The organism is Bradyrhizobium diazoefficiens USDA 110, assembly GCF_000011365.1.
Lineage (GTDB): Bacteria > Pseudomonadota > Alphaproteobacteria > Rhizobiales > Xanthobacteraceae > Bradyrhizobium > Bradyrhizobium diazoefficiens.
The window spans coordinates 3,376,556-3,392,520 of sequence record NC_004463.1 but is presented as its reverse complement, the minus strand read 5'-3'; the positions used below and the strand labels follow the sequence as shown (position 1 = coordinate 3,392,520).

Below are 15,965 nucleotides of genomic sequence, written 5' to 3'. Positions count from 1 at the left end.
TTGATCCGCGTCAATGACGACGACAAATGTCGCTATTCGACCGGATGACCGATCGCGGCGGCGAGCTCGCGCAGCAGGCGATCGGACACCTGGCCGGTGACCTGCATCTTGTGCTCGCGCTCGAATTTCTGGATCGCGGACTGGGTCTCGCCGCTCATCGCGCCCGTGACCTTCAAATTGCCGTAGCCGTATTCGGACAGCGCGCGCTGCACGCCGGCGATACGCCGTACGGCCGGGCTCTGCTGCGCCGGGATCGGGGCCGGCGGACGCGCGACGGCAACGGAGGACGGCGTCGACGTCGTTTGCTTGACCAGGTTGGTCAAAGGATCGGCCGAGCGCGGAGTCGATGCGGTCGCCTCGACCGGCTTCTCCGGCGCCCTCTCGGCAACTCTCTCGACAGGCTTGGGCTCTACAGACTTGGGCTCTACGGACTTGGGCTCGGCGCGGAACTCCGTCGCTCTCGGCTCGAGCGGCGAGGTATCGGCGCCGACGGGGCGCGGACGCGGCAAGGGGTTCGACAGCGGCACGGACGACGGCGCGGGAAGATTGATCACGGTGCCGAACATCGGTGCCGGATGCCTTCCGGTCTGGAGGAACAGCGCATTGGCAACGATCGCGCTGATGGCGGCAACGGCGACGAGGCCGGCCAGCGTATCCTTGGGACTGTGCAGCAGCACGCGCATCACGAGGTTGCGCTCGGTCTCAACGTCGACAGCCGCAGCCTTGGCGCCACGACGGCGCGGAGCAGCTTCGTCCTTTGCAGACTTCTTAGGCACTTTTCTTCACCAGAGCAGGTTGGTCCTGAAGTTGGTCGTGATGTTGGTCGTGATGTTCCTGGCGCGGCACCGGCGTCAAAGTCGCGATCTTGCTCTCGGCCGGCATTCTATCGGCAGGTTTGGCTTGCGGCGACGTGTAAACCAGCGGCAGCTTGACGGTGACGGCGGTGCCCTCGCCGAGCCTGCTTTGTACCGTCAAATCGCCGAGATGCAACGCCACAAGACTCTTCACGATCGAAAGTCCGAGTCCGGTGCCTTCGTGACGGCGCTGATAGGTCTTGCCGGCCTGGAAGAACGGCGCACCGATACGCTTGAGGTCGTCGGGCGCGATGCCGACGCCGGTATCGCTGATACGCAGCGTGAGGTGCGACCCCGACACCGCGGCTGATACGGAGACCTGGCCGCCGCGCTCGGTGAACTTGATGGCGTTGGCGACGAGGTTGAGCACGATCTGCTTGAAGGCTCTGGGATCGCCGGTCATGACAGGCAGGTCCTGCGGCGCGTCGGTGATGAGGTCGATGCCGTTCTCCCGCGCCTTCAGCGCCAGCAGATTGCAGCAATGCATCAGCGAGGCGCGCGGCGCGAACGGCTCCGACGCAATCTCGAAATTGCCCGATTCCATCTTGGACATGTCGAGGATGCCGTTGACCACCGACAGCAAATGCTGGCCGGAATCGTTGATCACTTGGGCATATTCCTTGCGCTGGGCCGCACCCAGCATCAGGGCCTGCTCCTGCGCGATCATGTCGGAGAAGCCGATAATGGCGTTGAGCGGCGTGCGCAGCTCGTGGCTCATGGTGGCGAGGAAGCGCGTCTTGGCGGCGTCGGCCGCTTCGGCGGCGCTGCGGGCCTGATCGAGCGCCTGCTCGGAGAGCTTGCGATCGGTGACGTCGCGCATCACGGCGACGACTTCCGTCTCGCGTGCGACATCACGGTCAATATCCTGGCGGCCGAGATCCTGGTCGAGCGGCCGGCAGCGCATCTCGACCCAGATGAAGTCAACCTGGCCGCGCTCCGAGCCGGTCGGCTCCCGCCGCAGCCGGAACTCGACGCTGCGCACATTACCGCGCGCGGCATCGGACAAAGCGGTGAGATAGGCCGGCCGGTCGGCGACATGGACGCGATCGAACAGACCGTGGCCGTGCAGCTGCGCGACGGGCATTCCGAGCATGGCCTCGGCGGCCGGCGAGATGAACTGCACCGCGCCGTTGCGCCGATGCCGCGAGATGACGTCGCTCATGTTGCGCGCAAGCAGGCGATAACGCTCCTCCTCACGCGACAGCAGCGCAACGCCGGTGCGTGCGAGCGACTCCGCGCCGAAAGCGAGGCCTGCAGCATAGAGGGTGGCCGAGGCGACGCCAAACGCCATCAGCAGGCTACGCTCCGCGGCACCCGGCGCATCCAGCGGCAGCCAGCCGAGCTGGCCGACGAAAATCAGTATCCCCGCGCAGGAGAGCGCGAGCAGCGAGGCAAAGGCGGCGACGCGTCGCGATGCCGACAGCGCAGCCTCGAGGGGAACGACGATCAGCCACACCGCGGCGAATGATTCGATGCCGCCGGTCGTGATTGCGACCGCCATGATCAGGCCGGCGAGCGCCAGCGACGACAGCACATGCGCGCCTTCGTAGCGGCCGGTGCGCGACAGGAACCAGGACAACATGATCGGCGCGATCAGCCAGGCAAAGGCCGCGACCTCGACCGCGCTCGGTGCGCCACGCATGGCGAGATAGATCGGGAATGCGGCAAACGCTGCCAGGCTGCCGAGCAGGCGCGGCGCCATGAAGGCACGATGGCGCGCTCGCGTCAGCGCGTCGTAACGCGCGGAGGGATGCAGCAGCGCATCGAGACAATCGCGGATGATACTCAAAACTGTCACGGGTCTCGCGCTTCGGCTCATTCGTCGGAGAGACGCGCCGGAACGCCTCCTTGTCGTTGAGCCACCGTGTCAGAGCGACCTTAAACGAGTGCTAAGGCGGCACGGCCCGGCGCCGGACAGCGTGTCATCGCGGAGCTTTTTAGACGATTTGACGACGTCTTCGGCGAGGATGGTGAACACAGGGTTTCACCCCGGCCGGCATGGTTTCGAATTAGTAGATGCGGAAGACCGCAAGATCACGGGGGCTCGGCATCAATGGAAAATTTACGAGGCCGCCATTTTCGAAGTTTTTTGCGTAAAAATTCCGCGAATTAAGCTCAAGGCAATCACTTGCGATTTATCGAGAGTTGCTAGGTCCGACGCGCTCTGCGGAAATCGCCGCGGCGGGATCTAACATACAGGTCGATAAGATGCGCTTTCTGCTCCGCATCACATTCTGGCTCGGGCTGGTGCTGGTGCTCCTGCCGCGGGACAAGACGCCCGAATCGGAGAAGCTGCCGCAGATCGGCGCCGCCGACGCGGTGCAGGCTGCGACCGCGGCCGTCTCCGACATGACCCAGTTCTGCAAGCGCCAGCCGGCGGCCTGCGAGGTCGGCGGACAGGCCGCGTCGATCATCGGCCAGCGCGCCCAGGACGGCGCGAAGAAGATCTATCAGATCATCAACGACAAGAAAGAGCAGATCACCAACGAGAAGAACGAGAAGAGCGACAAGAAGGCGCCCGACCACACCGGCTCGATAGCACTGGCCGGCGAAGGCGACACTGCTGGGAGCGAGGCGCCGCGCGACACCCTGACCCAGGACGACCTCGCGCTGGAATGGCGCGGACCGGGGCTCGCGAATTAGCCCCCAAACCCTATCGATTTCACGACTTCGCGTCCTTATATTGGGCTGAACGGGAACGATAGGCCAGCATGACGACGATCGACGAAATCAGGGACAATTTCGAGATTCTGGACGAGTGGGACGACCGCTACCGGTACGTCATCGAGCTTGGCCGCACCCTGGAACCGATGCCCGAGGCCGAGCATTCGGCCGCCAACAAGGTGAATGGCTGCGTCAGCCAGGTCTGGCTCCAGAAGCTGGTCGAGCGCGATGGCGGCGCGCCGATCCTGAAATATCGCGGCGACAGTGACGCTCATATCGTGCGCGGCCTGGTCGCGATCGTGCTCGCGCTCTATTCGGGCCGCACGCCGCAGCAGATCCTCGCGACCGACGCGATCGCGGTGTTCGACGAGTTCGGCTTTCGCGATCACCTGACGCCGCAGCGCTCCAACGGCCTGCGCTCGATGGTCGAGCGCATCAAGACCGACGCGAAAGAGGCGCTGGCGGAAGCCACCTGAAGATCCTCATGGTGGGAAGCGCTGCGTAGGGTGGGCAAAGGCGCACTTGCGCCGTGCCCACCATCTATCAACAATTGTGAGCCGGATGGTGGGCACGCTTCGCTTTGCCCACCCTACGAGATTCGAGGCCGGCTCTACTTCCGCTTCCGCTGCTGCTGTCCCAAACCCATCTGCTTTGCCAGTTGCGAGCGCGCCACCGCGTAGTTCGGCGCGACCATGGGATAGTCGGCCGGCAGGCCCCATTTCTCGCGGTACTGCTCGGGCGTCATGTTGTACTGGGTGCGCAGATGGCGCTTCAGCGACTTGAAGCGCTTGCCGTCTTCCAGGCAGACCAGATAGTCCGGCGCGATCGACTTCTTCAGCGACACCGCCGGCTTGGCCGGCTCGAGCGGCGCCGCCTCGACGCGGCCCGACGAGACCCGCACCAGCGCGCCGTGCACCTGGCTGATCAGGTTCGGGATCTCCGCGGCCGGCGTGGGGTTGTTGCCGAGATAGGCCGAGACGATGCTCGCTGTCAGCTCAATGAAATTCTTAGCCCCGGCATCCGACATGGGCCCGACCTTTCTCCACCTTGCGTCTCACGGGAGAGACGACTTCGAAGTATTCCGTGTCAACAATACGTTCGGCCAAAATACAGGACTGACGACTATGGGCTGATGACTGGCGAAGTGACAAGAAAGCTGGCGCTTTACTTGGCCCCGGCAGTCCTCAGGAGCGCTGGTCAAGATGCGCGCGCAACTCGTCGATCGAGGCAAAGCGCATCATGCCTTCCGGCATCTGCGCTTCGATCGAGCCGTCGGAATAGAGCGAATAGGCCATGCCGTCGACGACACCGGATTTGAGCACGGTCACGGGCGCCTGCTCGACCGCCGGCTCCGACTCCGGCTCGGGTGCAGGCGGCGGGGTAGCCTCGACAAAGGTCGAGGGCGAGCGCGGTGGCGGGCGGCGCGAGGCGGCCGGCGGTTCCGGCGGGCGCATACGATCCGGCTTCGGCCAGGCGTCGTCGAAGCTTGCAGGCGGCGTGTCCGGGCCGGCAGGCGCCGCGGGCTCGGCATGCGGCGGCGGGCCCTCGGTGGCCTTGGCCTCCGCACGCTCGCGTTCCTTTCGCGAGGTCGAGGCGAACAGCAGGTTGCGCCGGCGCGGCACTTCCGGAGCTGCGGGCGGAGCCGGAGGTTCCGGCTCCGGTGGCGGCTCGACGCGCGGCCGCTCGCGCATCGGTGCCTCGCCTTGCCATGGCGGCGGCGCGGCCGGCGATGGCGGGGCCGTCGGCTCGGCGCGCATCGCCGGAGCAGGCTCGGGCGCAGGCGCGCCGGGCAGCGCGAGACCCGGCAGCACGGGCCTGACGCGCACTTCGGACGGTGCGGCGGCACCGGCCAGCCGGCGGGCAATGCCCTTCAGTTCCAGCACCACCAAATGGAGGCCCGCCAGTAACATTCCGGAGCAGACGCCGATCGTGCCCGAGATTATGAGGGTACTGCCGAGGCTGAACTCCCTGACGGTGAAGCCAAACAGGATCGCAAGGAGGCCCGCCAGGACGGCGACAATCCCCGCGATCAATAATGCCAACGTCATCGAACTCACCCCCGGCCGCGCATCCATACGCGACACACGCCACGATACCGTCTTCCTGTGTTGCTCGCCAACGACGAATTGCGATCAGCGTTCCTAAAGGGAAGGAAATCAGGGACTTATTCACATTCCCTTCAGCTACGGATTGCTACTGCTACAGTGCTCTTGAGTTTCTGGATTTGCTGCGTCGCATCAGGAATTTAGCCATAATGCCCAATTACTTGGTAATGGAACTGCGCTATACGGAGTCCGGGGAGCAGGCCCGCGCGCACCAGCAGGGCCGAGAGGGGATTCCGGGTCACCAATAGCCATGACATCCATCACGACTTCGGCGATCGACACGCCTCTGCGGCGCTCGGTCGAACGGACTTGCGACGATCTCGCCATGCTGGTGCTGGCCGCGGTCGCCGTCATCGCAGGCCTGACCTTCCGCGATTACGGGCTCGGCTGGGACGACTACACCCACGCTGAATATGCCGATCTGTTGCTGCGCATGTTCGGTTCCGGCTTCAAGGACACCGCGGCGCTCTCCTTCGCCAACCTCTATATGTATGGCGGCGGCTTCGACATGGTCGCGGCCCTCCTGCACAAGGTCATTCCGCTCGAGCTGTTCGAGACGCGCCGCCTGGTCGGCGCGATCGTCGGCGTGATCGGGCTTGCCGTGACGTGGCGGCTCGGCCGCCGCATCGGCGGGCCGCTCGCAGGCCTCGCTGCGCTGCTTCTGCTCGCGCTCTGCCCGATCTTCTACGGCCACATGTTCATGAACCCGAAGGACGCGCCCTTCGCGGTGGCCATGATCATCCTGATGCTGGGCCTCGTCCGGCTCGCGGAGGAATATCCGCAGCCTTCGCCGCGCACGATCCTGATCGTCGGCTTAGGTGCCGGCCTGTCGATCGGCTGCCGCATCCTCGGCGGGCTTGCGCTGGTCTACGCCCTGATCGGCTTCATCCCGCTGTTCCTGGAGGAACTGCGCACCGAAGGCGTTCGCGAAGCGGCCCGCCGCTTCGCCCATGTCGTCTACCTGCTGCTGCCCGGCCTTGTGTTCGGCTATCTCGTGATGGGCCTGATCTGGCCGTGGTCGATCATGGAGCCCGGCAATCCCTTCGAGGCGCTGACCTACTTCTCGCACTTCTTCGAGAAGCCCTGGAAGGAGATGTTCGACGGCGCGATCGTGTCGGTCCCCGACATGCCCTGGTCCTATCTGCCGACGCTGTTCGCGCTTCAGTTGCCCGAGGTGATGCTGGTGCTGATGACCGGCGCCGTGGTCAGCACCTTCGCGCTGCTGCCGCGCGGCGAGGTTCCGGCCCGCCGCAAGACCATCCTGCTGATGCTGACGCTCGCCGCGACCCTGCCGCTCGCGATCGCGATGGTGAAGCGGCCCGCGCTGTACAACGGCATCCGCCATTTCGTCTTCGTGATCCCGCCGATGGCAGTGCTCGGCGGCGTCGCCTTCGCCTGGACCATGGAGCGCCTGCGCGCCAACCACCGAACCTGGCAGCCGGTCGTGCTCGCCACCTTCTGCTTTGGCCTTGCGCTCCCGCTCGCCGAGATGATCCGGCTGCATCCCTATCAATACACCCACTTCAACCACATCGCCGGCACGGTGCGCGCCGCCGACGACCGCTTCATGCTGGACTATTGGGGCCTCGCGCTGAAGCAGGCCTCCGACGAGCTGCGCGAGCAGCTGGTCGAGCGCCAGGAAGTGCCGCCGCGCAACCGCAAATGGAAGGTCGCGGTGTGCGGTCCGCAGCGTCCGGCGCAGGTCGCGCTCGGGCCCGACTTCACCATCGGCTGGGACTCCAATGCCGCCGATTTCGCCATGACGCTCGGCGAGTTCTACTGCAAGGGCCTGACCGCGCCCGTCATGGTCGAGATCAAGCGCGACGACGTGGTGTTCGCCCGCGTCTACGACATCCGCGGCAGCAGCATTTCCAGCCTGCTCTCGATCCCGGCACCGTAAGATCATTGTCCGATCGTACGGCCGCGTAGACGAAACGTCGCGTCGGACGGTTCTGAAATCCGGAACCTCAAACGCGCACTCCATGCGGGCGACGCTGAACTGCCGCGCTTTGAGCGCCTTGCCGCCGACCTCACCCGAGACTAGGCTCTTGCTCCGCAACAACGAGGTTCGGAGAGATTTGCCATGTCACCAGCGGAAGCGCGCCTGAAGGAAGTGCCGTCGAACATGACGGAGGCCGAGTGGCAGCAACGGGTCAACCTCGCCGCCTGCTATCGCCTCGTCTCGCTGTACGGCTGGGACGATCTGGTCGACACCCACATCTCCGCCCGCGTGCCCGGCCCCGAGCATCACTTCCTCATCAACCCCTACGGGCTGATGTTCGACGAGATCACGGCCTCGAGCCTCGTCAAGGTCGACCTGCACGGCAACCAGCTCTCCGAGAGCGAGTACAGCATCAACCCGGCCGGCTTCACCATCCATTCGGCGATCCACGAGGTGCGCGAGGACGCGATCTGCGTGCTGCATCTCCACACCCTCGACGGCACCGCGGTCTCGAGCAGCGCCGAAGGGCTGCTGCCGCTGAACCAGACCGCCCAGCTCGTCACCCACGACCTTGCCTATCACGACTATGAAGGCATCGCGCTCGACCACGACGAGCGGCCGCGGCTGCAGAAGGACCTCGGCGACCACAACCACATGCTGCTGCGCAACCACGGTACGCTGACGGTCGGCCGCTCGGTCGCCTCGGCCTTCGAGCGCATGTATCACCTCGAGCGCGCCTGCTCGATGCAGGTGCGCACGCGCGCGCTCGGCACGCCGGTCTATCCGGTCGAGGAGATTGCGATCGAGAAGAACACCGAGCTGCTCGCCAACCGCGACCGCGCCGAGCTGCGTGCGACCAACCTCGTCTGGCCGCCCCTGCTGCGCAAGCTCGACCGCGAGCTGCCGGGCTATCGGTCTTGAGATTTTCGGGATTTCGTGTAAGGTAGCTCTCAACTACCTCTGCACGTTCTGGAATGAAACGCCGCCCAATTCCGGGCGGCGTTTTTATTTGGGGCGGCAGTCATTGCGAGGAGCTCTTGCGACGAAGCAATCCAGACTGTTTCCGCGGCGGGATTCTGGATTGCTTCGCTCGCAATGACGAAGATAGAGATTTCGTAGGGTGGGCAAAGCGAAGCGTGCCCACCCCTTCGATCGCAATCGCGGAGAGATGGTGGGCACGGCGCGCGAAGAGCGCGCCTTTGCCCACCCTACGGCACCGTGTGCTACTTCACCTCGGCCAGCGCGGCGAGGATGCGCGCCCAGGAGCGGATGCCCTTCTGGAAGCTGCGGAGGTCGTACTTCTCGTTCGGCGAGTGGATGTTGTCGTCATCCAAGCCGAAGCCGACCAGCAGCGAGTCCAGTCCCAGCGTGCGCTTGAAGTCGGCGACGATCGGGATCGAGGCGCCCGAGCCCATCAGCACGGTCTCCTTGCCCCATTCCTCGGTCAGCGCCTTGCTGGCGGCGGCGAGCGGCTTCATGTTCCAGTCGAGCGCGACCGCGGGCGCGGCGGAATGGTCGCCGAACTCGACCTTGCAGTCGCCGGGAAGCCGTGCCGTCACGTAGTCGCGGAAGGCCTTACGGATCTTTGCGGGGTCCTGTCCCTCGACCAGACGGAACGAGACCTTGGCGGACGCATGCGACGGGATCACCGTCTTGGAGCCTTCGCCGATATAGCCGCCCCAGATGCCGTTGACGTCGCAGGTCGGACGCGAGGAGGCCTGCTCGATCAGGAGCCGGCCCTTCTCGCCGGCCGGGATCGACAGGCCGATCGGCTTCAGGAACATCTCCGGCGTCAGGTTGAGCTTCTTCCACTGCTCCAGGATATCGGGCGGCAGGTCCTTCACCCCGTCATAAAAGCCGGGGATGGTGATGCGGTTATCGTCGTCGAACAGCCCACCGAGAATTTTCGTGAGCACCCGGATCGGGTTCATCGCGCTGCCGCCGAACACGCCGGAATGCAAATCGCGATTGGCGGCGGTGATCTTCAGCTCTTCATAGAGCAGGCCGCGCAGCGACGTCGTGATCGCCGGCGTGTTGCGGTCCCACATGCCGGTGTCGCAGACCAGCACGTAATCGGCTTTGAACTCGTCCTTGTTGGCCTCGATGAAAGGCACGAAATTCTTCGAGCCGACCTCCTCCTCGCCTTCGATCAGGAAGGTGACGTCGATCGGCAGCGAGCCCGTCACCTTCTTCCAGGCGCGGCAGGCCTCGACGAAGGTCATTACCTGGCCCTTGTCGTCCTCGGCGCCGCGGGCGACGATGATCTTGCGGCCATCGGCATGATCGGTGACGGCAGGCTCGAACGGCGGACGGTGCCAGAGGTCCAGCGGATCGACCGGCTGCACGTCGTAATGGCCATAGAAGATCACATGCGGTCGCCCGCCCGCTCCGGTCTTGCCGACGATGGCGGGATGGCCGGCGGTCGGCCTCACTTCGGTGGCGACACCCAGGCTCGCGATATCCTTGGCGAGATGCTCGGCCGCGGCCTTGCAGTCGTTGGCAAAGGCCGGATCCGCCGAGATCGACTTGATCCGCAACAGCGAGAACAGGCGCTCAAGGCTGTTGTCGAAATCCTTGTCGATGTGGTCGAGCACGGATTGAAGCTGGGCATTGGCCATGGTCGGATTCCTGACTTTCGAGTCTCAAGATGGCTTCTCAAGAGGTCTTGGGTTTCAAGAGGTCTTGGGTTTTAGCGCTGCCGCGGCGCCGGAGCCAGCCGTAACCGGCGGATGCCGGATGTGCCATGCGAGGCTCCCCGCGAGGATGGCTGTGGCGAGGAGGTTGTTGCCCCAGGCCTGGAAGGCATTGGGAAACCACGGCAGTGCCAGCAGCATGAGACATCCGCCCGCGCCGAGGGCAAGCCAGGTTCCCAGCCGCACATTCGCCCGCTCGTCGAAGGCGGCGCGATGCATCAGCACCGTCATCGGGAAGAACAGCCACATAAAGTAGTATTGCCGCGCCAGGGGCGATGCCACCGTCATCAGGCAGAACAGAATGCCGAGCTCCTCGGCATCCGAGCGCGCCGTTCGAAGCCGTTGCGGCGGCATGACCGCGACGAAGCCGAGCCCGAGCAACGCCGACAGCGCGAGCACGATCCAGTTCGCCGTCCTGTAATCGACGTCGATGATATTCATCGTGCGCGGCGGCTTGCTGGGATCCTCCTGATTGTAGTTGATCGGACGAACCAGGCGGTGCGTGACGGCAATGATGGATTGGTTGACCCACGACCAGTTCTGCTCGTCGCGCTGGCCAAAGCCCTTTTCCGAGCTCGCCCCGACCATGCCCTGATACCAGATCGCAAGCTCGGCCGCGTTGCGCTCGAAGCCGCGAATGGGCGCCGGCACAACATAGAGAAGGATGCCGGTGAAGGCGGCCGTAGCGACGGCAGCCGCCCACTTCCGCCGCCAGACCAGATAGGGCAGCACCGCAATCGGAAACACCTTGATGGCGGTGGCGAGCGCGAACATCAAGCCCGCGAGCCAGACGCGCTGATGCTGCAAGCACCAAAAACCGTAGAGCATCATCGCCAGCAGGACGAGGTTCGGCTGGCCGAGGTCGAACATGTCGAACACGAAGGTCACGGTGACGAAGGCGGGCAGTGCCTCCAGCCAGGGGCCGGGCTTGCGGCCCGAGCCGGTCATGACATTGGAGAGTGTCCCGGTGTACCACCACGCCAGCGCATTCAGGACCGACAGCACGATGTAGAGCGGGATCTTGCCGAACCAGCTCGGGATCGCCAGCAGGATCGCCGGCAGGGGTGGATAGATGAAATCGAACGGATAACGGAAGTCGCTCGGATAGAGCGAGCCACCATGCAGCACCTGCTGCCCGGCCCAATACCAAAGCGCATAGTCCTTGGTCTTGCCGTGGCCGAAAATCTCCGGGCCGAGGACGTCCGCGGTCAGGATGAAGCAGCAAAAGAGGAAGAGCAGGTCCAGCGGCGCGCGCAGCGACAGGCGTCTCGGCGCATCAGGTTTGGCTAGCGGGTCGGTTGAGGTCACAATAGGGTCCAGTCCAGCGTCGACATAGCACGTAGCAGACCGACGAACGGTTGGAGAGCACCTCACCTGAAATTGTACCCGTGGCGAGGCGGCCGCGCCAGCGCGCGGATTGCCTCCAATCGGGCTTTCTGCCTACCGACGCAGCAAGCCGCCGAGCGCGCCGCGGACCAAGGTGCGGCCGATCGAGCCGCCGAGCTGGCCGCCGACCGACTTGCCGAGATTGGCGGCCATCCCTCCGATCACCTGGTTGGTCACCGATCGCGTCACGTCGCGCGCAATGACCTGGCCGGCCGACAGGCGGCCGCGCTTGACATTGGTGCCGAAGATGGTGCCGACGATCGAGCCGATCTGGCCGAGGATGCCACCGCCGCCGCCCGCCGGAGCATCCGCCGTCGCCGCGGTGCCGGCGATGCGCTTCTGGATCATCTCGTAGGCGGACTCTTCATCAACGGCGGTGTCGTATTTGCCCTTCACCGGGCTCGCATCCATGATCGCCTTGCGCTCTTCCGGCGTGATCGATCCGATCCGGGCCGACGGCGGCCGGATCATCACCCGCTCGACCATCGCCGGCGTGCCGTTGCCTTCGAGGAAGGACACCAGCGCTTCGCCCTTGCCGAGCTCCATGATCACCTTGGCGGTGTCGAGCTTCGGGTTGGGCCGGAAGGTCTGGGCCGCGGCAGCGACCGCCTTCTGGTCGCGCGGGGTGAAGGCGCGCAGCGCGTGCTGCACCCGGTTACCGAGCTGACCGAGCACGCGGTCGGGCACGTCGATCGGGTTCTGCGTCACGAAGTAGACGCCGACGCCCTTGGAGCGGATCAGGCGGACCACCTGCTCGATCTTGTCCATCAGCGCCTTGGGCGCGTCGTTGAACAGCAGATGCGCCTCGTCGAAGAAGAACACCAGCTTCGGCTTCGGCAGGTCGCCGGCCTCGGGCAGCTCCTCGAACAGCTCCGACAGCATCCACAACAGGAATGTCGCGTAAAGCCGCGGGCTCTGGAGCAGCTTGTCGGCGACGAGGATGTTGACCATGCCGCGGCCGTCGCGGTCGGTCCTCATGAAGTCCTTCAGCGTCAGCGCCGGCTCGCCGAAGAACTTGGTGGCGCCCTGGTTCTCCAGCACGAGGAGCTGGCGCTGGATGGTGCCGACGGTGGCCTTGGTGACGTTGCCAAATCCCTGGGCGGCCTTGCGGATGTCGGCAAGCGGATCGTCGGCGGCGTCCGGCCCCTTCTTGCTGCTGTCGGGCACGATGGCATCGAGCAACGCCCGCAGATCCTTCATGTCGATCAGGACAAGGCCGTTGTCGTCGGCGACACGGAAGGCGACGTTGAGCACGCCCTCCTGCACGTCGTTGAGGTCGAGCATGCGCGCGAGCAGAAGCGGCCCCATCTCGGTGACGGTCGCCCGCACCGGGTGGCCCTGCTCACCGAACACATCCCAGAACACCGTCGAGAACTGGTCGGGCTGGAACGTCAGCCCCATCTCGGTGGCGCGCTTGACGATGAAGTCCGCGGGCACGCCGACCTCGGAGATGCCGGAGAGGTCGCCCTTGATGTCGGCCGCGAAGACCGGAACACCGGCGCGCGCAAATCCCTCTGCCATGACTTGCAGCGATACCGTCTTGCCGGTTCCGGTTGCACCGGTGACGAGGCCGTGGCGATTGGCGAGCGCCAGCGTCAGCCATGCCTGCTCGTCTCCCTTGCCGACGAAGATCTTGTCGTCGGTGTCGCCGAGCTTGCTGTCCTGTGCGGTCATTATTCTCTCTGATCCGTCTGCCGTATTTCGCGTATTGAAACTCAAATGCCAGTTCCGTAGTTTAACGCATGTCGCGCGCCGATTGAAACCGTTCAGCGCGACCTGATCATGCGACATTGTCGGAAAACAAGTGCACGACATCCGCCGAAAGTAGGAACTGCGCGTTCGCACCGCGGTAATTTACTGCTGATTTCGTCTCCGCTCTTGCATCGCTGCAACACTTTTCGCGGGTTCTAAGCTGAATCGCATGTTCGCCTCCGTTCATAGCTTGTATTTCACACCACACCGGCTCAAGATCATTTTGAAAACAATACTCCGGCATGTGAACCGGCTGAGGGGCAGGCCATATGGACGAGCTGATCGGGCGGCTGGCGACGAACGCCAGCATAGATAGTGCTGTCGCTGAAAAGACGGTCGGCATTATCCTGGGCTTCCTTCGCAACGAAGGCCCTTCCGAGAACGTCGAAGCCCTGATCAATCATATTCCCGGCGCGGAAGCGGCGATCGAGGCGTCCAAAAGCGGTGGCGGACTGTCGCGGCTGATGGGCGGCGGCCTGATGGCGGTTGGCACGCGCCTGATGGGCTTGGGACTTGGCATGTCCGAGATTCAGACCATTGCTCGTGAACTTTTTCGCTTCGGCCGAGACAAAATCGGAGCGGATCAGATGGGCAAGATCATCGCAGGGACGCCGGGCCTCAGCCAATTTGCCTGAGCTACGCTTTTCATATCGAGCATCATGACATATCCGATTTCCGAGATTGAGGGCCTGCCGGCCTTTGCCGCCAACAAGTTGAAGGCGCAAGGAATCCGCACGACGGACGCGCTGCTCGAGGCGGCCTCAACCGTGAAGGGCCGCAAGGCGCTGTCCGCCAAGACCGGCATCAGCGAGCAGCAGCTTCTGGAATGGGCCAACGTCTCCGACTACATGCGCATTCCCGGGATGGGCCGTGCCAAGGTCGGCCTGGTCCGTGCCGCCGGCGTCACCACCGTGCGCGAGCTCGCCTATCGGAATCCGGCAAGACTCGCCCAGAGCATGCGCGAAGCCAACGAGAAGAAGAAGCTCCTCCGCATCCTGCCCTCGGAGAAATCGGTCGGCGACATCATCGCCAAGGCCAAGAAGCTGCCGCCGAAGATCACGTATTAGGCCTGCTGCTCACTGCATACGAGCGCTGAAGCCACACCTTCGCCGGGACGACACCGGGGGTAAGAGTGGACGGCTGTCTCAACAACGTCATTGCGAGCGCAGCGAAGCAATCCAGACTGCCGCCGCGGAAAGATTCTGGATTGCTTCGCTGCGCTCGCAATGACGGAGCGTGGGCAAGAGCATCGTTCCCTCACTGGCCCCGGAACGGATCGGCGCGACCGGATCGCCCCCAATCCCGTCTTGACTCCCCCTCCCCGACCGCGCACATCCACGCGCATGAATGCCTTGCCATCCCCTTCCGTCCCGCCGGCCGGCTCGGCCGGGCGTGACGTGCTGCGGACACTGCTGGAACGGCCACTCCCGGCGGTGATGGGCGTGCTCAACGTCACCCCGGATTCCTTCTCCGACGGCGGCGATTTCATCGCGCCCGACCTGGCGCTCGAACGGGCCCGGGCGATGATCGCCGATGGCGTCGACATCATCGACATCGGCGCGGAGTCCACCCGGCCCTACAAGGGCGCCAAGGCCGTCACGGCCGAGGACGAGCTTGCCCGGCTGAGGCCGGTGCTATCGGGCGTGGTTGCGCTCGGCGTGCCGGTCTCGATCGACAGCATGAAGGCGGAGGTGGTGGCCTTCGCGCTCGACCAGGGCGCGGCGATCGCCAACGACGTCTGGGGCCTGCAACGCGATGCCGGCATGGCGCCGCTGGTAGCCGCCAGAGGCGTCCCCGTCATCGTCATGCACAACCGCGAGAGCGTGGATTCCGCCATCGACATCATCGCGGACATGAAGGCGTTCTTCCTGCGCTCGCTGGATATCGCCGCCAAGGCCGGCATCGCACGCGACAAGATCGTGCTCGATCCCGGCATCGGCTTCGGCAAGACCGCCGAGCAGAGCATGACCGCGCTGGCGCGGCTGCGCGAATTCGACATGTTCGGCCTGCCGATCCTGGTCGGCGCCTCGCGCAAGCGCTTCATCGCCTCGGTGTCGCCGTCGGAACCGAAAGAGCGGCTCGCCGGCTCGATCGCGGCGCATCTCATCGCCGCGCAGCGCGGCGCCAGGATCATCCGGACCCATGACGTCGCCGAGACCTTGCAGGCCCTGCGGGTCGCGAACGCAATCGAGAGCAAGCAATGACCGATACGATCTTCGTGACCGGCCTGTCGATCCACGCTCGCCACGGCGTCATGGATCACGAAACCGAAGTCGGCCAGCGTTTCGTGATTGATCTCGAGCTCTATACCGACCTGTCGGAGCCTTCGCGCACCGACCGGCTCGCCGATACGGTGTCCTACGCCGAAGTCGTGGCGACCACGACGGCGGCGTTCAAGAACACCAATTACAAGCTCTTGGAACGCGCCGCCGGCGCGGTGGCCGACGCCATCCTGTCGCACTTCCCGCGCATCCGCGCCGTGAAGATCACCGTGCACAAGCCGCATGCGCCGATCGCTGCGATCTTCGACGATGTCGGCATCATGCTGACGCGCTCGCGGCACCCTTGA

The 15,965-nt window shown here is 64.7% G+C and carries 15 protein-coding genes; 8 read left to right on the top strand and 7 right to left on the bottom strand.

The window, feature by feature from the left end; all coding sequences use genetic code 11:
- Positions 1-32 precede the first annotated feature (32 nt).
- Together BJA_RS15220 and BJA_RS15215 are read right to left on the bottom strand one after the other, a co-directional pair.
- Positions 33-776, bottom strand: coding sequence for a peptidoglycan-binding protein (locus tag BJA_RS15220; RefSeq protein ID WP_011085856.1), 744 nt, complete (start codon positions 774-776; stop codon positions 33-35).
- Positions 769-2,673: a PAS domain-containing sensor histidine kinase gene (locus BJA_RS15215; RefSeq protein ID WP_011085855.1), complete on the bottom strand. Its 1,905-nt coding sequence runs from the start codon at positions 2,671-2,673 to the stop codon at positions 769-771. Before BJA_RS15215 ends, BJA_RS15220 begins: the two co-directional genes overlap by 8 nt.
- Before the next feature lie 389 nt (positions 2,674-3,062).
- Here BJA_RS15215 and BJA_RS15210 point away from each other — a divergent pair, with 389 nt between their 5' ends.
- Together BJA_RS15210 and BJA_RS15205 are read left to right on the top strand one after the other, a co-directional pair.
- A complete protein-coding gene (locus BJA_RS15210; RefSeq protein WP_011085854.1) occupies positions 3,063-3,497 on the top strand; it encodes a DUF5330 domain-containing protein in 435 nt (144 codons plus the stop codon).
- Positions 3,498-3,565: 68 nt separating this feature from the next.
- Complete coding sequence (locus tag BJA_RS15205; RefSeq protein ID WP_011085853.1) at positions 3,566-3,994, top strand: SufE family protein; 429 nt, start codon at positions 3,566-3,568, stop codon at positions 3,992-3,994.
- A gap of 134 nt (positions 3,995-4,128) precedes the next feature.
- Here BJA_RS15205 and BJA_RS15200 read toward each other — a convergent pair whose 3' ends face one another.
- Positions 4,129-4,545: a MucR family transcriptional regulator gene (locus BJA_RS15200; RefSeq protein WP_011085852.1), complete on the bottom strand. Its 417-nt coding sequence runs from the start codon at positions 4,543-4,545 to the stop codon at positions 4,129-4,131.
- Between the two features lie 157 nt (positions 4,546-4,702).
- Positions 4,703-5,566, bottom strand: coding sequence for a hypothetical protein (locus BJA_RS15195; RefSeq protein ID WP_028172288.1), 864 nt, complete (start codon positions 5,564-5,566; stop codon positions 4,703-4,705).
- 307 nt (positions 5,567-5,873) lie between these two features.
- On the opposite strand from BJA_RS15195, the gene BJA_RS15190 reads away from it, so the two are divergent.
- Both BJA_RS15190 and BJA_RS15185 read left to right on the top strand, forming a co-directional pair.
- Positions 5,874-7,523, top strand: a complete 1,650-nt coding sequence (locus tag BJA_RS15190; protein WP_011085850.1) for a glycosyltransferase family 39 protein — start codon at positions 5,874-5,876, stop codon at positions 7,521-7,523.
- Between the two features lie 183 nt (positions 7,524-7,706).
- Complete coding sequence (locus BJA_RS15185) at positions 7,707-8,486, top strand: class II aldolase/adducin family protein (RefSeq protein ID WP_011085849.1); 780 nt, start codon at positions 7,707-7,709, stop codon at positions 8,484-8,486.
- A 302-nt stretch (positions 8,487-8,788) separates the two neighbouring features.
- Here BJA_RS15185 and BJA_RS15180 read toward each other — a convergent pair whose 3' ends face one another.
- The 3 genes from BJA_RS15180 to BJA_RS15170 form a co-directional block, all read right to left on the bottom strand.
- Positions 8,789-10,183 (bottom strand): M20/M25/M40 family metallo-hydrolase, encoded by a 1,395-nt coding sequence (locus BJA_RS15180; protein WP_011085848.1) that lies wholly within the window; start codon positions 10,181-10,183, stop codon positions 8,789-8,791.
- Positions 10,184-10,237: 54 nt separating this feature from the next.
- Entirely contained in the window at positions 10,238-11,566 is a 1,329-nt protein-coding gene (locus BJA_RS15175) for a glycosyltransferase family 87 protein (RefSeq protein WP_038965735.1), read from the bottom strand.
- A 132-nt stretch (positions 11,567-11,698) separates the two neighbouring features.
- Positions 11,699-13,318 carry a helicase HerA-like domain-containing protein gene (locus BJA_RS15170; RefSeq protein WP_011085846.1) on the bottom strand — a complete coding sequence of 540 codons (1,620 nt, stop codon included), beginning with the start codon at positions 13,316-13,318 and terminating at the stop codon, positions 11,699-11,701.
- A 347-nt stretch (positions 13,319-13,665) separates the two neighbouring features.
- On the opposite strand from BJA_RS15170, the gene BJA_RS15165 reads away from it, so the two are divergent.
- The 4 genes from BJA_RS15165 to folB all read left to right on the top strand — a co-directional run bounded on the left by BJA_RS15165 (position 13,666) and on the right by folB (position 15,965).
- Entirely contained in the window at positions 13,666-14,031 is a 366-nt protein-coding gene (locus BJA_RS15165) for a hypothetical protein (RefSeq protein ID WP_011085845.1), read from the top strand.
- 24 nt (positions 14,032-14,055) lie between these two features.
- On the top strand, positions 14,056-14,463 hold the full coding sequence (locus BJA_RS15160; protein ID WP_011085844.1) for a DUF4332 domain-containing protein: 408 nt from the start codon (positions 14,056-14,058) through the stop codon (positions 14,461-14,463).
- A 276-nt stretch (positions 14,464-14,739) separates the two neighbouring features.
- A complete protein-coding gene (folP, locus tag BJA_RS15155) occupies positions 14,740-15,600 on the top strand; it encodes a dihydropteroate synthase (RefSeq protein ID WP_028172291.1) in 861 nt (286 codons plus the stop codon).
- Positions 15,597-15,965, top strand: coding sequence for a dihydroneopterin aldolase (gene folB / locus BJA_RS15150; protein ID WP_027544155.1), 369 nt, complete (start codon positions 15,597-15,599; stop codon positions 15,963-15,965). Before folP ends, folB begins: the two co-directional genes overlap by 4 nt.

Coding starts and splice junctions, on each gene's coding strand:
- BJA_RS15160 (WP_011085844.1), top strand. CDS start 14,056: ATGACATATCCGATTTCCGAGATTGAGGGCCTGCCGGCCTTTGCCGCC.
- BJA_RS15170 (WP_011085846.1), bottom strand. CDS start 13,318: ATGACCGCACAGGACAGCAAGCTCGGCGACACCGACGACAAGATCTTC.
- BJA_RS15215 (WP_011085855.1), bottom strand. CDS start 2,673: ATGAGCCGAAGCGCGAGACCCGTGACAGTTTTGAGTATCATCCGCGAT.
- BJA_RS15210 (WP_011085854.1), top strand. CDS start 3,063: ATGCGCTTTCTGCTCCGCATCACATTCTGGCTCGGGCTGGTGCTGGTG.
- BJA_RS15190 (WP_011085850.1), top strand. CDS start 5,874: ATGACATCCATCACGACTTCGGCGATCGACACGCCTCTGCGGCGCTCG.
- BJA_RS15205 (WP_011085853.1), top strand. CDS start 3,566: ATGACGACGATCGACGAAATCAGGGACAATTTCGAGATTCTGGACGAG.
- folB (WP_027544155.1), top strand. CDS start 15,597: ATGACCGATACGATCTTCGTGACCGGCCTGTCGATCCACGCTCGCCAC.
- BJA_RS15200 (WP_011085852.1), bottom strand. CDS start 4,545: ATGTCGGATGCCGGGGCTAAGAATTTCATTGAGCTGACAGCGAGCATC.
- BJA_RS15180 (WP_011085848.1), bottom strand. CDS start 10,183: ATGGCCAATGCCCAGCTTCAATCCGTGCTCGACCACATCGACAAGGAT.
- BJA_RS15165 (WP_011085845.1), top strand. CDS start 13,666: ATGGACGAGCTGATCGGGCGGCTGGCGACGAACGCCAGCATAGATAGT.
- BJA_RS15185 (WP_011085849.1), top strand. CDS start 7,707: ATGTCACCAGCGGAAGCGCGCCTGAAGGAAGTGCCGTCGAACATGACG.
- BJA_RS15195 (WP_028172288.1), bottom strand. CDS start 5,566: ATGACGTTGGCATTATTGATCGCGGGGATTGTCGCCGTCCTGGCGGGC.
- folP (WP_028172291.1), top strand. CDS start 14,740: ATGAATGCCTTGCCATCCCCTTCCGTCCCGCCGGCCGGCTCGGCCGGG.